10 protein-coding genes are annotated in these 14083 nt (G+C 66.5%); 8 read left to right on the forward strand and 2 right to left on the reverse strand.

What is annotated here, in order from left to right; translation table 11 throughout:
- Nucleotides 1–30: 30 nt before the first annotated feature.
- The 8 genes from ABIC50_RS04685 (at nt 31) to truB (ending at nt 11125) form a co-directional block, all read left to right on the forward strand.
- Nucleotides 31–1233 (forward strand): pyridoxal phosphate-dependent aminotransferase, encoded by a 1203-nt coding sequence (locus tag ABIC50_RS04685; RefSeq protein ID WP_354161929.1) that lies wholly within the window; start codon nt 31–33, stop codon nt 1231–1233.
- 271 nt (nt 1234–1504) lie between these two features.
- Nucleotides 1505–2527, forward strand: a complete 1023-nt coding sequence (gene scpB / locus ABIC50_RS04690) for an SMC-Scp complex subunit ScpB (protein WP_354161932.1) — start codon at nt 1505–1507, stop codon at nt 2525–2527.
- Between the two features lie 60 nt (nt 2528–2587).
- On the forward strand, nt 2588–4306 hold the full coding sequence (gene rluB, locus ABIC50_RS04695) for a 23S rRNA pseudouridine(2605) synthase RluB (RefSeq protein WP_354161935.1): 1719 nt from the start codon (nt 2588–2590) through the stop codon (nt 4304–4306).
- A gap of 416 nt (nt 4307–4722) precedes the next feature.
- Entirely contained in the window at nt 4723–5181 is a 459-nt protein-coding gene (rimP, locus tag ABIC50_RS04700; protein ID WP_006752291.1) for a ribosome maturation factor RimP, read from the forward strand.
- The gene (gene nusA, locus ABIC50_RS04705) at nt 5181–6656 is read left to right on the forward strand and encodes a transcription termination factor NusA (protein WP_006757628.1); all 1476 of its coding nucleotides are present in this window, start codon (nt 5181–5183) and stop codon (nt 6654–6656) included. Before rimP ends, nusA begins: the two co-directional genes overlap by 1 nt.
- A 91-nt stretch (nt 6657–6747) precedes the next feature.
- The gene (infB, locus tag ABIC50_RS04710; RefSeq protein ID WP_175660682.1) at nt 6748–9666 is read left to right on the forward strand and encodes a translation initiation factor IF-2; all 2919 of its coding nucleotides are present in this window, start codon (nt 6748–6750) and stop codon (nt 9664–9666) included.
- Between the two features lie 114 nt (nt 9667–9780).
- Nucleotides 9781–10179 carry a 30S ribosome-binding factor RbfA gene (gene rbfA, locus ABIC50_RS04715; protein ID WP_006752288.1) on the forward strand — a complete coding sequence of 133 codons (399 nt, stop codon included), beginning with the start codon at nt 9781–9783 and terminating at the stop codon, nt 10177–10179.
- A 13-nt stretch (nt 10180–10192) separates the two neighbouring features.
- Complete coding sequence (truB, locus tag ABIC50_RS04720) at nt 10193–11125, forward strand: tRNA pseudouridine(55) synthase TruB (protein ID WP_354161938.1); 933 nt, start codon at nt 10193–10195, stop codon at nt 11123–11125.
- A 102-nt stretch (nt 11126–11227) separates the two neighbouring features.
- On the opposite strand, the gene ABIC50_RS04725 is transcribed toward truB, so the two are convergent.
- On the reverse strand, nt 11228–12787 hold the full coding sequence (locus ABIC50_RS04725) for a DHA2 family efflux MFS transporter permease subunit (protein WP_175655823.1): 1560 nt from the start codon (nt 12785–12787) through the stop codon (nt 11228–11230).
- Between the two features lie 28 nt (nt 12788–12815).
- On the reverse strand, nt 12816–14033 hold the full coding sequence (locus ABIC50_RS04730) for an HlyD family secretion protein (protein ID WP_012363744.1): 1218 nt from the start codon (nt 14031–14033) through the stop codon (nt 12816–12818).
- Nucleotides 14034–14083: the final 50 nt, after the last annotated feature.

The following is a 14083-nucleotide window of genomic DNA, read 5'->3' on the forward strand; positions in this document are numbered from 1 at the left end:
GCGGATCGTGTTCCACGGGGGCAGTTCTCGATGACGCATTCCGCAGATGCCGGCCCGGCGACGGGCGCGCCGGCGGCACGCAGCGCGGTCCAGGCGCTGCGTCCGTCGCTGATCAGGGAAGTGGCGAACGCCGGCTTCGACGTGCCCGACGTGCTGCCGTTCTGGTTCGGCGAATCCGATCGCGTGACGCCGGCATTCATTCGCGACGCGGCCGCGGCGGCGCTACGCGACGGCGCAACCTTCTATACGCAGAACCTCGGCACCGTCCCGCTGCGCCGCGCGATCGCAGCCTACGTGAGCGCGCGGCACGGCGCGACGCCGGTCGACACGGTCGCCGTGACGAGTTCGGGCGTGAGCGCGCTGATGCTCGCCGCGCAACTGCTGGTCGGTCCGGGCGATCGCGTCGTCGCGGTCACGCCGCTCTGGCCGAACCTCGTCGAAATCCCGAAAATCCTCGGTGCGCAGGTCGAATGCGTGCCGCTCGGCCATGGCGAGGCGGGCTGGCGGCTCGATGTCGACCGGCTGCTCGCGGCGCTGACGCCCGGCACGCGGATGCTGTTCGTCAATTCGCCGAACAACCCGACCGGCTGGACGATGTCCCGCGACGACCAGCAGGCCGTGCTCGCGCATTGCCGGCATCACGGCATCTGGGTGGTCGCCGACGAAGTGTACGAACGACTCGCGTTCGGCGCGGCCGGCGCGCCGTCGTTCCTCGATATCGCGTCGCGCGACGAGCGGGTGATCGTCGTGAATTCGCTCTCGAAGGCTTGGGCGATGACGGGCTGGCGGCTCGGTTGGCTGGTCGCGCCGGCGCCGGTCATCGGCGATCTGTCGAAGCTGGTCGAATACAACACGTCGTGCGCGCCCGGTTTCATCCAGGCCGCGGGCGAAGTCGCGCTGCGCGATGGCGAGCCGTTCGTGCAGTCGTTCGTCGCGGCGCTGCGCGGCGCGCGTGACCATCTCGTCGCCGCGCTGCGCACGCTGCCGGGCGTCGACGTGCCGCCTCCGCCGGGCGCGATGTATCTGTTCCTGCGCTTACCGGGCGCCGAAGACAGCCTCGCGTTCTGCAAGTCGCTGGTGCGTGAGACGGGGCTCGGCCTGGCGCCGGGGCGCGCGTTCGGCCCGGAGGGCGAAGGGTTCGTGCGCTGGTGCTATGCATGCGATCCGGCGCGGCTCGATGCCGGCGTCGAGCGCTTGCGCCGCTTCCTCGCGCGCGGCGCGGGCGCGCGCTGAAGCGGGGACGGAGCGCCGCGGGGCCCGCGGAAGGGCGGGCCGTTCGGCTCATCTTTACGCACCGGGCGAATTTGCGTAATATGGCGCTCAGTCACGCGGTTCCGTCGTTGAGCCGTGCTGTTCCGTCCGGTTTGGGCCTGGCTTGAAGTTGGTTCGCCGCCCCCGGTTCGTGCTCCCATCAATATGACCGATCAGAATCGGGCGAGCGCGTCTTCCGTTACTTTCGTCTGTTTGATCCGGTTCGTTTGACCACAGGGTCTGGCCTAGCTGCATGAATACCCAAGAGGCGAAGATCGTCCTCGAGACTGCTTTGATCTGCGCGCAGGAACCGCTGAAGCTCGGCGATTTGCGCAAGCTCTTTGCCGACGGCGTGTCGGCTGACACGGTCCGCACGTTGCTCGAAGATCTGAAACAGGATTGGTCCGGCCGCGGTGTCGAACTGGTGGCGCTGGCAACCGGATGGCGCTTTCAGAGCAAGCCGGCGATGCGTCACTACCTGGATCGACTGCATCCCGAGAAGCCGCCGAAATATTCGCGCGCGGTGCTCGAAACGCTCGCGATCATTGCGTATCGGCAACCCGTCACGCGCGGCGACATCGAAGAGATTCGCGGCGTCACGGTCAATACGCAGGTGGTCAAGCAGCTCGAGGATCGCGGCTGGATCGAGGTGATCGGGCATCGCGACGTGCCGGGGCGTCCGGCGCTGTATGCGACGACCAAGCAGTTCCTCGACGATCTCGGCCTGAAGGCGCTCGACGACCTGCCCGCGCTCGAGGAGCCCGCCGCGAACATCGAGGCAGCGCTGCTCGCGCAGCAGGCGATGGACTTCGACGGCGACGTGCCGGCGGTGGAAGCGGCGCCGGAAGCCGGCGAAGCGGCGGTCGACGAACCGCACGCGCAGCCGGACGAATTGCAGGGCGACGCGGCGACGGACGTCGCGTCGACGCACGAAATACCGAACCGCGATACGCTGGAAGCTGATCGCGTTCAAACCGAACAGGGCGGCGCCGAAGCAGCGCCGGCCGGCGGGCAGTCCGAGCCGCCGCGCGCGGAGTGGAACGAGGAAGATCGCAAGCCGGCCGCCGACGCGGTTGCCGGAGACGGAGCGGAGGCGCTCGGCGACATGCCGGGCGAGGCTGGAAACGCCGGCGCCTCACGAGCCGGTCCCGCGGATGGCGAGATGCTGGACGATACGTCCGACAGCCTTGCCGATGCCGTACGCAGTGCCAGTGCGCCCATCGGCGCCGACGCGCTGCCGGACGACGAAGCAGAACCCGAACAGCGCCGCGCCTGATCGCGGCCGACTTCTTGCCGCGCCCGCGCCGGGCGCGAGACCTGACATTTTGAGGTTGTTTTGACAGATATCCACGATATTGAATCGTCCGCGCCTGCCGCACAGGCCGCGCGTGCCGACGATGCGCCGGAGCAGGACGCTCCGGCCGCGGGTGGTGACGAGCGTCCCCGCCGCGGCCTGCGGCGCGGTCCGCGCAGCCTGATCGCGCGTCGCCGCGCGGCGGCCAAGTCGAAGGGCGCCGAGGGCGAGTCGCAGGACGGCGAAGGCGCCGACGCGCCGCCGGCCGAGGCCGCCGAAGCGCAGCCCGCGCGCGCACCGCGCAAGGAAGGCGCGGCCAGGGGCGGCCGCAAGCCGGCCGCCAAGCGCGAAGGTGCACCCAAGGGTGCGCAGGGCGGACAAGGCGGCCAGTCGCGGCGTGGCAGCCCGGCGAAAGCCGAGGGCGGCGCGGCGAAGGCCGAAGGCGATGCAGCGTCGCAGGACGATCTGTTCGCCTATGTGACGTCGCCGGCCTTCGACGCGGACAACTCCGCGGGCGGCAGCGGCGTGCGTGCACCGATGCTGCGGCGCGGTCGCACCCAGCCGACGAACAAGCGCGTGCTGTCGCCGGACGACGACGCGCCGAAGCTTCACAAGGTGCTCGCGGAAGCCGGCATGGGCTCGCGCCGCGAAATGGAAGAGCTGATCGTCGCCGGCCGCGTGTCGGTAAACGGTGAGCCCGCGCACATCGGCCAGCGCATCATGCCGACCGACCAGGTCCGCATCAATGGCAAGCCGGTCAAGCGCAAGCTGCCGAACAAGCCGCCGCGCGTGCTGCTGTACCACAAGCCGACGGGCGAGATCGTCAGCCATGCGGATCCGGAAGGTCGTCCGTCGGTGTTCGATCGCCTGCCGCCGATGAAGACGGCGAAATGGCTCGCGGTGGGCCGCCTCGACTTCAACACCGAAGGTCTGCTGATGCTGACCACGTCCGGCGATCTCGCGAACCGCTTCATGCATCCGCGCTATAGCGTCGAGCGCGAGTATGCGGTGCGTGTCGTCGGCGAGCTGTCCGAAGGGATGCGGCAGAAGCTGCTGCATGGCGTCGAGCTCGATGACGGCCCGGCGAACTTCCTGCGCATCCGCGACGGCGGCGGCGAAGGCACGAACCACTGGTATCACGTTGCGCTGGCCGAAGGCCGCAACCGCGAAGTGCGCCGTATGTTCGAAGCGGCCGGCCTGATGGTGAGCCGCCTGATCCGTACGCGCCACGGCCCGATCCCGCTGCCGCGCGGCCTGAAGCGCGGTCGTTGGGAAGAGCTCGACGAGGCGCAGGTGCGCAAGCTGATGGCGACCGTCGGCCTGAAGGCGCCGTCCGAGGAAAAGGGCAAGCGCGGTGGCAGTGGGCCGGCCGAGCGCCGCCAGCCGGATCCGATGCAGACGTCGATGGGCTTCATCAGCCGCGAGCCGGTGCTGACCACGCATGGTCAACTCGACCAGCCGCGTCGCGGCGGCGGTCGGCGCGGCGGCCCGGGCCTGCCGGGCCTGAGCGGCTACGGCAGCCTGCCGGTTTCGCCGTCGGGCCATGGCAACCGCGCGGGTGGCGGTCGCGATGTCGACGGCAATCGCGCGTCGTATGGCGCCGGTCCCAAGCGTGAAGGCGGCGCGGGCGCCAAGCGTGGCGGCAGCAAGGGTGGCGGTAACCGCAACCCGAACGGCAATCGCGCCGAAGGCGGCGGCAACGCCGGTGGTGGTGCACGCGGCGGTCAGCGCCCGCAGCGCAATCGCTCGCGCGGTCGCTGAGCGTTTCTGGCGGACGGCGGCGTCAAGCCGCCGGCGTGCCGGCGAAATCGGCGTGAATCCGGTTCGGTCGGCACCGCGCGCTGCGTGACTTGCTTTCGACTGTATATATATCGCGCTGCCGGATTGTGCCTGGTCGGACAGTCCGGTTTCGCATTTTTGGTCGGTAAATGCGGGCTGGGCGCTGCATTTACCGGCTAGCTTGGCGTTTGCGCCAAAAAACGCTATAATCGCAGAGTCGCTGGGCGTACGGATTCAATGTGCGGCTCAGGTGCGACCACCAGTAAGAAGATGGGCGTTCCGCCCATTTTTTTTTGCTGAAACGGTTAGGCATCTCGGGTAGCGCTTCCTGCGCCGGCTAAGGCGCGCGCCCGCGGGTGTAATCGCGAGCGGCGGGCGCGAACACCTGAGAGGACACTGTGCAACTGACGGAACTGATAGAAACCACGGTCACCGGGCTCGGCTACGAGCTGGTGGATCTCGAGCGCACCGGGCGCGGCATGCTTTGCATCTATATCGATCAGCTTGCCGGCATCTCGCTCGAAGATTGCGAAAAGGTCACGCGTCAGCTCCAGCACGTCTTGACGGTCGAAAACATCGATTACGAACGGCTCGAAGTCTCGTCTCCGGGGCTCGACCGCCCGTTGAAGAAACTGGCCGACTTCGAGCGCTTCGCCGGCAGCGAAGTTTCCGTGACCTTGAAAAAGCCGCTGGACGGGCGCAAGACGTACCGCGGCATTCTGCACGCGCCGAATGGCGAAACGATCGGTTTGGAATTTGAGGGGAAGAAGGGCGAGGCGGCCATGCTGGATTTCACGCTGGCAGACATCGACAAAGCCCGCCTGATTCCGCAAGTTGACTTTAGGAGCCGCAAATAATGAGTCGCGAAGTGTTGATGCTGGTGGATGCGCTGGCGCGCGAGAAAAACGTCGACAAGGATGTGGTGCTGGGCGCCCTCGAGGCTGCGCTCGCGTCCGCTTCCAAGAAGCTGTTCGACGAAGGCGCCGAAATCCGCGTCCATATCGATCGCGAAAGCGGCGAGCACGAAACCTTCCGTCGCTGGCTCGTCGTCCCTGACGAGGCAGGCTTGCAGGAGCCGGATCGCGAGATCCTGCTGTTCGAAGCGCGTGAGCAGAACCCCGACGTCGAAGTCGGCGAATTCGTCGAGGAGCCGGTGCCGTCGATCGAGTTCGGCCGTATCGGCGCGCAGGCCGCCAAGCAGGTGATCCTGCAGAAGGTGCGCGATGCCGAGCGCGAGCAGATCCTGAACGACTACCTCGAGCGCGGCGAAAAGATCATGACGGGCACGGTGAAGCGCCTCGACAAGGGCAACTTCATCGTCGAATCGGGCCGCGTCGAAGCGCTGCTGCGCCGCGACCAGCTGATTCCGAAGGAAAACCTGCGCGTGGGCGACCGCGTGCGTGCGTACATCGCGAAGGTCGACCGCACCGCGCGTGGTCCGCAGATCGAACTCTCGCGCACGGCGCCCGAGTTCCTGATGAAGCTGTTCGAAATGGAAGTGCCGGAAATCGAGCAAGGCCTGCTCGAGATCAAGGCAGCCGCTCGCGATCCGGGCGTGCGCGCGAAGATCGGCGTGATCGCCTACGACAAGCGGATCGATCCGATCGGTACCTGCGTCGGCATCCGCGGCTCCCGCGTGCAGGCCGTGCGCAACGAGCTTGGTGGCGAAAACATCGACATCGTGCTATGGTCCGAGGATCCCGCCCAGTTCGTGATCGGCGCGCTCGCGCCGGCAGCCGTCCAGTCGATCGTCGTCGATGAAGAAAAGCACTCGATGGACGTCGTCGTCGACGAGAACGAGCTGGCTGTCGCGATCGGCCGCAGCGGTCAGAACGTTCGCCTTGCCGGCGAACTGACCGGCTGGCAGATCAACATCATGACGCCGGACGAATCCGCCCTGAAGCAGGGTGAAGAGCGCGATCGACTGCGTGCGCTCTTCATGGCGCGTCTCGACGTCGACGAAGAAGTTGCCGATATCCTGATCGACGAAGGCTTCACGAGCCTCGAAGAGATCGCTTACGTGCCGCTCAACGAAATGCTCGAAATCGAGGCATTCGATGAGGACACCGTGCACGAGCTGCGCAACCGCGCACGCGACGCACTGTTGACGATGGCGATCGCCAACGAAGAAAAGGTCGAAAACGCAGCGCTGGATTTGAAGGGCCTCGACGGCATCACGCCGGAGTTGCTCGCAAAGCTGGCCGAACACGGCATGCAGACGCGGGACGATCTCGCCGAGCTGGCTGTGGATGAACTGGTCGACATGACCGGGATGGAAGAGGATGCCGCTAAGGCGTTGATCATGAAAGCACGTGAACACTGGTTCCAGTGAGAAATGACCATGGCGCACTGATTTGATGGCGGCCTTATGGCCTGACCCGATGCTAACCGCAAGGAATCGGTCCTTGCACTAAGAGGAATGAATGGCGAGTAACAACGTAGCCCAATTTGCCGCGGAACTGAAAATGCCTGCTGGTGTGCTGCTCGAACAGCTGCAGGCAGCGGGCGTCCAGAAAGCGAGTGAAGACGATGCGCTGTCCGAGGCGGACAAGGCGCGTCTGCTCGATCATTTGCGCAAGTCGCACGGCGCAACCGACGGCGACAAGCGCAAGATCACGCTGACCCGCAAGCATACGTCGGAGATCAAGCAATCTGACGCGACGGGCAAGGCTCGCACCATTCAGGTCGAGGTCCGCAAGAAGCGTACGTTCGTCAAGCGCGACGACGTGGCCGAAGGTGCGGAACAGGGTCAGGCGCAGGTCGCCGAAGCGGACGACGATGCGGAACTGAAGCGTCGCGAGGAAGAAGCGCGCCGCGAGGCCGAGCTGCTCGAGAAGCAGGCGCAGGAACTGCGCGAGCGCCAGGAGCGCCTCGAGCGCGAGGAAGCCGAGCGCCGCGCCCGCGAGGAAGCGGCCGAGGCCCAGCGCCGTCGTGCCGAGGAAGAAGCGGCAGCGAAGCGTGCTGCGGCTGCAGCCGTAGAGGCACAGCAGGCTGCTGCCCAGCAGGCCGCCGAGGCTCAGCAGGAAACGGCTGGTGCGCAGTCCGCGCAGGATGAAGCACGCGCGGCTGCCGAACGTGCGGCCCAGCGCGAAGCGGCGAAGAAGGCCGAGGACGCTGCCCGCGAGGCGGCGGACAAGACGCGCGCCGAGCAGGAAGAGATTCGCAAGCGTCGCGAGGCGGCCGAGGCCGAAGCGCGCGCGATCCGCGAAATGATGAACACGCCGCGCAAGGCCGTGGTCAAGGCAGTCGAGCCGCCGAAGCCGGTGGAACCGCCGAAGCCGGTCGAAGCGAAGGGCACGCTGCACAAGCCGGCAAAGCCGGCGGGCGCAAGCGCGGCACGTCCGGCCGTGAAGAAGCCGGCCGGCGCAGCGCCGGCGACCACGCAGGCACCGGCAGGGGCGGGCGACCGCAACAAGAAGCCGGGTGGTGGCAAGGGCGGCTGGCAGGACGACGCAGCCAAGCGCCGCGGCATCAAGACGCGCGGCGATTCGAGCGGCGGCGTCGACCGCGGCTGGCGCGGCGGCCCGAAGGGTCGTGGCCGTCACCAGGACAGCGCATCGACGTTCCAGGCACCGACCGAACCGATCGTGCGTGAAGTGCACGTGCCGGAAACCGTCTCGGTTGCCGATCTCGCGCACAAGATGTCGATCAAGGCCTCGGAAGTCATCAAGGTGATGATGAAGATGGGCCAGATGGTCACGATCAACCAGGTGCTGGACCAGGAAACGGCGATGATCGTCGTCGAGGAACTGGGCCACCGCGCGGTTGCCGCGAAGCTGGACGATCCGGAAGCGCTGCTGGTCGAAGGCGAGACCACCACCGATGCGGAGCAGCTGCCGCGTCCGCCGGTCGTCACAGTGATGGGCCACGTCGACCACGGCAAGACCTCGCTGCTCGACCACATCCGCCGCGCGAAGGTTGCAGCGGGCGAAGCGGGCGGCATTACGCAGCATATCGGCGCATACCACGTCGAAACGCCGCGCGGCGTCATCACGTTCCTCGATACGCCGGGTCACGAGGCGTTCACGGCAATGCGTGCACGCGGCGCGAAGGCGACCGACATCGTGGTGCTGGTGGTGGCTGCCGACGACGGCGTGATGCCGCAGACGAAGGAAGCCATCGCTCACGCGAAGGCGGGCGGCGTGCCGATCGTCGTGGCGATCAACAAGATCGACAAGCCGGAAGCGAACCCGGACCGCGTCAAGCAGGAACTGGTCGCGGAAGGCGTCGTGCCGGAAGAATACGGTGGCGATTCGCCGTTCGTGCCGGTGTCGGCGAAGACGGGCGTCGGTATCGACGACCTGCTCGAGAACGTGCTGCTGCAGGCCGAAGTGCTGGAACTGAAGGCACCGATCGAGGCGCCGGCCAAGGGCATCGTGATCGAAGCGAAGCTGGACAAGGGCAAGGGCCCGGTCGCGACGATCCTGGTGCAGTCGGGTACGCTGAACCGCGGCGACGTCGTGCTCGCAGGCTCGGCTTATGGCCGTGTGCGTGCGATGCTCGACGAGAACGGCAAGCCGACGAAGGAAGCCGGCCCGTCGATCCCGGTCGAAATCCAGGGTCTGTCGGAAGTGCCGGGTGCCGGTGAGGAAGTGATCGTGCTGCCGGACGAGCGCAAGGCGCGCGAAATCGCGCTGTTCCGCCAGGGCAAGTTCCGCGACGTCAAGCTGGCGAAGCAGCAGGCCGCGAAGCTGGAGAGCATGCTCGAGCAGATGGGCGAAGGCGAAGTGCAGAACCTGCCGCTCATCATCAAGGCGGACGTGCAGGGCTCGCAGGAAGCGCTCGTGCAGTCGCTGCTCAAGCTGTCGACCGACGAAGTGCGCGTGCAGATCGTGCACAGCGCGGTGGGTGGCATCAGCGAAAACGACGTCAACCTCGCGACGGCATCGAAGGCGGTCATCATCGGCTTCAACACGCGTGCGGATGCACAGGCGCGCAAGCTGGCCGAATCGAACGGTATCGACATCCGCTACTACAACATCATCTACGACGCAGTGGATGAGGTGAAGGCCGCGATGTCGGGCATGCTGGCGCCGGAGAAGCGCGAAGTCATCACCGGTATGGTCGAGGTGCGCCAGGTGTTCAAGGTGCCGAAGATCGGCACGGTCGCCGGCTGTATGGTCACGGACGGTATCGTCAAGCGCTCGTCGTCGGTGCGCGTACTGCGCAACAACGTCGTGATCTTCACGGGCGAACTCGAATCGCTGAAGCGCTTCAAGGACGACGTGAAGGAAGTGAAGCAAGGCTTCGAGTGCGGTATGTCGGTGAAGAACTTCAACGACGTCACCGAAGGCGACCAATTCGAAGTCTTCGAAGTGACCGAAGTCGCGCGTACGCTGTAATCGTCGCGTATCGGCTCGTGGGCGGGGCAGGCTTGTGGGCCTGTCCCGCCCATTTTCATGGCGGCGCGCCAGACGGCGGCCGCGTTATCCTGATAAACGAATCAGGGATGGATCATGTCCAGGAAACGTACTTCCCCCAATCGCAACGTTCAGATCGCCGATCAGATTCAGCGCGATCTGTCCGAACTCATCATGCGCGAGGTCAAAGACCCGCGCATCGGTATCGTGACCATCCAGAGCGTGGAGCTCACGCCGGACTACGCGCACGCAAAGATCTATTTTACGGCGCTCACCGGCGATCCGGACAAGACGCAGGAAGCGCTGAACCACGCGTCGGGTCACCTTCACAACTTGCTGTTCAAGCGCCTGCACATTCATACGGTGCCGACGCTGCATTTCCATTACGACCAGACGATCGAGAAGGCCGTGGAAATGTCGCGCCTGATCAAGGAGGCCAACTCGACGCGCGCGAAGGACGACGACGAAGCCGACGCGCCCGCGAAGGACGATTGAGCGCGCGCGCCCTATGACGAATGCAGCCCCCCAGCGTCCGCGCGTGCCCCGGCGCGCGCTGGACGGCGTCCTCCTGCTCGACAAGCCGGTCGGCCTGTCGAGCAACGACGCCCTGATTCGCGCGAAGCGCCTGCTTCTCGCGAAGAAAGCCGGTCACACCGGCACGCTCGATCCGCTGGCCTCGGGCCTGTTGCCGCTGTGCTTCGGCGAGGCGACGAAGTTCTCGCAGGACTTGCTGGAAGCGGACAAGACCTACGAAGCGACGATGCGTCTGGGCGTGCGCACGACCACCGGCGACGCGGAAGGCGACGTGCTCGACACGCGGGCGGTCGAATGCAACCGGGCGGCGGTGGAAGCCGCACTCGCACGCTTTACCGGCGAGATCGTGCAGGTGCCGCCGATGTATTCGGCGCTCAAGCGCGACGGCAAGCCGCTGTACGAATATGCGCGCGCGGGCCAGACCGTCGAACGGGAAGGCCGCAACGTGACGATTCATGCACTTGACCTGCTGGCCTGCGAGCTGCCGGACGTGACGTTTCGCGTGACCTGCAGCAAGGGCACGTATGTGCGTACGCTGGCCGAAGATATCGGCGAAGCGCTCGGTTGCGGCGCGCATCTGACGATGTTGCGTCGCACGGGTGTCGGTGCGCTGACGCTCGAGCATGCGGTGACGCTCGACGCGCTGTCCGATGCGGACGAAGCGGCGCGCGATGCGTGGCTTCAGCCGGTCGACGCGCTGTTGTCGACGTTTCCGCTGGTGCGTCTCGACGAAGCCGGTGCGAAGCGGTTCCTGCATGGTCAGCGCTTGCCGCTGTCGGCGCTCGATCCGATCGATGCGGCGGAGGGCGAGCGTGTGCGCGTGTACGATGCGGCACGGCTGCTCGGCGTGGCGCGCAAGGCCAACGGCGTGCTCGCACCCGAACGCCTGGTCGTGACGGCTGCGTGATGCGCGGCGCGCAAGCGCCGCCGTCGGAATAAAAAAATAGCCCGGTCGGAATCGACCGGGCTATTTTGTTTGGCGCGCGCGTTCGAGCGCGGTGCTCAATGTTCAGTGCGCAGCCGACGCCGCCGCCCCCGCATCGCCGCCGCCCGCGCGTTCGGGCTTCGTGATCCAGATCAGTCCGATCAGCAGCACGAAGATCGCCGCCGAGATATAGAACAGATCGTTCACGCCCAGTTGCGCGGCCTGCTGCGTGGCCATGTTGTTGATGAGGCCGTGCGCCTGGTTCTGTGTCAGCCCGAGGTTGCCCATCTGCGTGACGGCCTGGTTGAACGTCGGGTTGTACGGGTTCGCCTGCTCGACCAGTTGCGCGTGGTGGAAGTTGTTCCGGTGATCCCACGCGGTCTGGAAGATCGACGTGCCGATGCCGCCGCACATGATCCGCACGAAGTTCGACAGGCCCGATGCGGCGGGAATGCGATGGCCGGGCAGGCCGGACAGCGTGATCGACACGAGCGGGATGAAGAAGCCGGCCATCGCGATGCCTTGCACGAGCGTCGGCAGCGTCAGTGACCACTCGTCGACGCCGGTCGTGTAGCGCGAGCGCATCCAGAAGCACAGCGCGAACGTGAGGAACGCGGCGGTCGCGATGTAGCGCGGATCCGTGCGCGGCAGGAACTTGCCGGTCAGCGGCGACAGCAGGATCGCGAACAGCCCGACGGGCGCCATCACGAGGCCCGCATCGGTGGCCGTGTAGCCGATCTGGGTCTGCAGCCACAGCGGCAGCAGCACGAGGTTGCCGAAGTAGAGCCCGTAGCCGACCGCGAGCGCGATCGTGCCGCCCGTGAAATTGCGCATGCGGAACAGCGACAGGTCGACGACCGGATGTTCGGCGGTCAGCTCCCAGATCACGAAGAACGCGAACGAGATGATCGCGATCAGCGCGAGCGCGATGATCGTCGTCGACGCGAACCAGTCGAGATCCTTGCCCTTGTCGAGCATGATCTGCAGCGAACCGACCCAAAGCACGAGCAGCGCGAGGCCGACGCCGTCGATCGGCGCGCGGCGCACCGTCGATTCGCGCGTGCGATAGATCGACCACGTGGCCAGCGCGGCGGCGATGCCGACCGGGATGTTCACGTAGAAGATCCACGGCCACGAATAGTTGTCGGAGATCCAGCCGCCGAGGATCGGGCCCGCGACCGGTGCGATCAGCGTCGTCATCGACCACAGCGCGAGCGCCATCGGCGCCTTCGCGCGCGGGTAGCTCGACAGCAGCAGCGATTGCGACAGCGGAATCATCGGCCCCGCGACCGCGCCTTGCAGCACGCGCGACGCGAGCAGGAACGGCAGGGTCGGCGCCAGCCCGCACATCCACGACGAGATGACGAACAGGAGGATCGACGCGAGGAACAGGCGAACCTGTCCGAAGCGATCGGTCAGCCAACCCGTCAGCGGCACGGAGATCGCGTTCGCGACCGCGAACGACGTGATGACCCACGTACCCTGGTCGGACGATACGCCGAGGTCGCCCGAGATGGTCGGGATCGCGACGTTCGCGATGGACGTGTCGAGCACGTTCATGAACACCGCGAGCGATACCGCGATCGTCCCGAGCACGAGTTGCCCGCCCTGCAGGGGCGGGTGGGAGACTGGAGCCTGTGCCATGTCGGTAGTTTTTCCGGAGTCGGAGTCGTTACATCATCTTGGCGGCGCCGCTCGCCTTCGCGGCGGCCGGCGCCGGCGCGTTGCCGCCCGCGTTCTCGGCGATGATGCGTGCGATCTCGGCGTCGGCTTCATCGCCGTACTTCGCGAACACGTTGGTCTCGTAGACGGTGTTCTGCGCGTTGGCGAGCTGGTCGCCGCGCTCGTCCTTGATGTTGACGTCGACCTGCATCGACAGGCCGATACGCAGCGGGTGCTTCTCGAGCTCCTTCGGATCGATCTCGATACGCACCGGCAGGCGCTGCACGACCTTGATCCAGTTGCCCGTCGCGTTCTGCGCCGGCAGCAGCGAGAACGCCGAGCCCGTCCCGGCCGAGAAGCCGACGACCTTGCCGTGGTAGACCGCCGACGAGCCGTAGATGTCGGCCGTCAGCTCGACCGGCTGGCCGATGCGCATGTGCTTGAGCTGGACTTCCTTGAAGTTCGCGTCGACCCACACCGCATTCAGCGGCACGACCGACATCAGCGGGTTGCCCGGCGACACGCGCTGGCCGACCTGCACCGAGCGCTTCGCGACATAGCCGGTGACCGGCGCGGGCAGCACGTTACGCGCGTTCGCGAGGTACGCGTCGCGCACCTTCGCCGCGGCAGCCATCACGTTCGGATGCGACGCGATCGTCGTGTTCGCGGTCAGCGCGCGGTTCGATGCGAGCTGCTGTTGCGCCGCGTCGACCGACGCCTGCGCGGCGCGCACCGCGTCGCGTGCATGGGAGATTTCTTCCTGCGACACGGCGCCCGTCTGCGCGACGGCCACCCGGCGGCGCAGGTCGTCCTGCGCCTTCGACAGGTCGGACTGGCGCAGCGCGACTTGCGCACGGTATTGATCGTCGTTGACGAACAGGCCGCGCACCTGGCGCACCGTCTGCGCGAGGTTGGCCTCGGCCTGCTGCAGCGCGACCTGCGAGTCAGCCGGATCGAGCACGACCAGCGGGTCGCCGGCCTTGACCGTCTGCGTATCGTCGGCCTTCACGGCGATCACGGTACCCGTGATCTGCGGCGTGATCTGCACGACGTTGCCGTTCACGTACGCGTCGTCGGTCTCTTCATGGAAGCGCGCGACGAGGAAGTAGTACAGGCCGTACGCGATGGCCGCGATCACGATGACCGCGATCAGCAGCGTCATCATCCGTTTGCGCTTCCCGTTGTTCTGCGGCTGTGCGCTGGCGGCGTTTTGTTGAGGGTCGCTCATGGCGATTTTCTCCGTCCGTTATTTCGAGTGTCTGCGTAGTGGTGGCGCCG

Source organism: Burkholderia sp. 567, from assembly GCF_040545115.1.
GTDB classification, from domain to species: domain Bacteria; phylum Pseudomonadota; class Gammaproteobacteria; order Burkholderiales; family Burkholderiaceae; genus Burkholderia; species Burkholderia ambifaria.

Bases quoted from the DNA above. Each gene is read 5' to 3' on its own strand.
- ABIC50_RS04725 (WP_175655823.1), bottom strand. From the start codon at position 12,787: ATGGCACAGGCTCCAGTCTCCCACCCGCCCCTGCAGGGCGGGCAACTC.
- nusA (WP_006757628.1), top strand. From the start codon at position 5,181: ATGAGTCGCGAAGTGTTGATGCTGGTGGATGCGCTGGCGCGCGAGAAA.
- scpB (WP_354161932.1), top strand. From the start codon at position 1,505: ATGAATACCCAAGAGGCGAAGATCGTCCTCGAGACTGCTTTGATCTGC.
- ABIC50_RS04685 (WP_354161929.1), top strand. From the start codon at position 31: ATGACGCATTCCGCAGATGCCGGCCCGGCGACGGGCGCGCCGGCGGCA.
- ABIC50_RS04730 (WP_012363744.1), bottom strand. From the start codon at position 14,033: ATGAGCGACCCTCAACAAAACGCCGCCAGCGCACAGCCGCAGAACAAC.
- truB (WP_354161938.1), top strand. From the start codon at position 10,193: ATGACGAATGCAGCCCCCCAGCGTCCGCGCGTGCCCCGGCGCGCGCTG.
- infB (WP_175660682.1), top strand. From the start codon at position 6,748: ATGGCGAGTAACAACGTAGCCCAATTTGCCGCGGAACTGAAAATGCCT.
- rbfA (WP_006752288.1), top strand. From the start codon at position 9,781: ATGTCCAGGAAACGTACTTCCCCCAATCGCAACGTTCAGATCGCCGAT.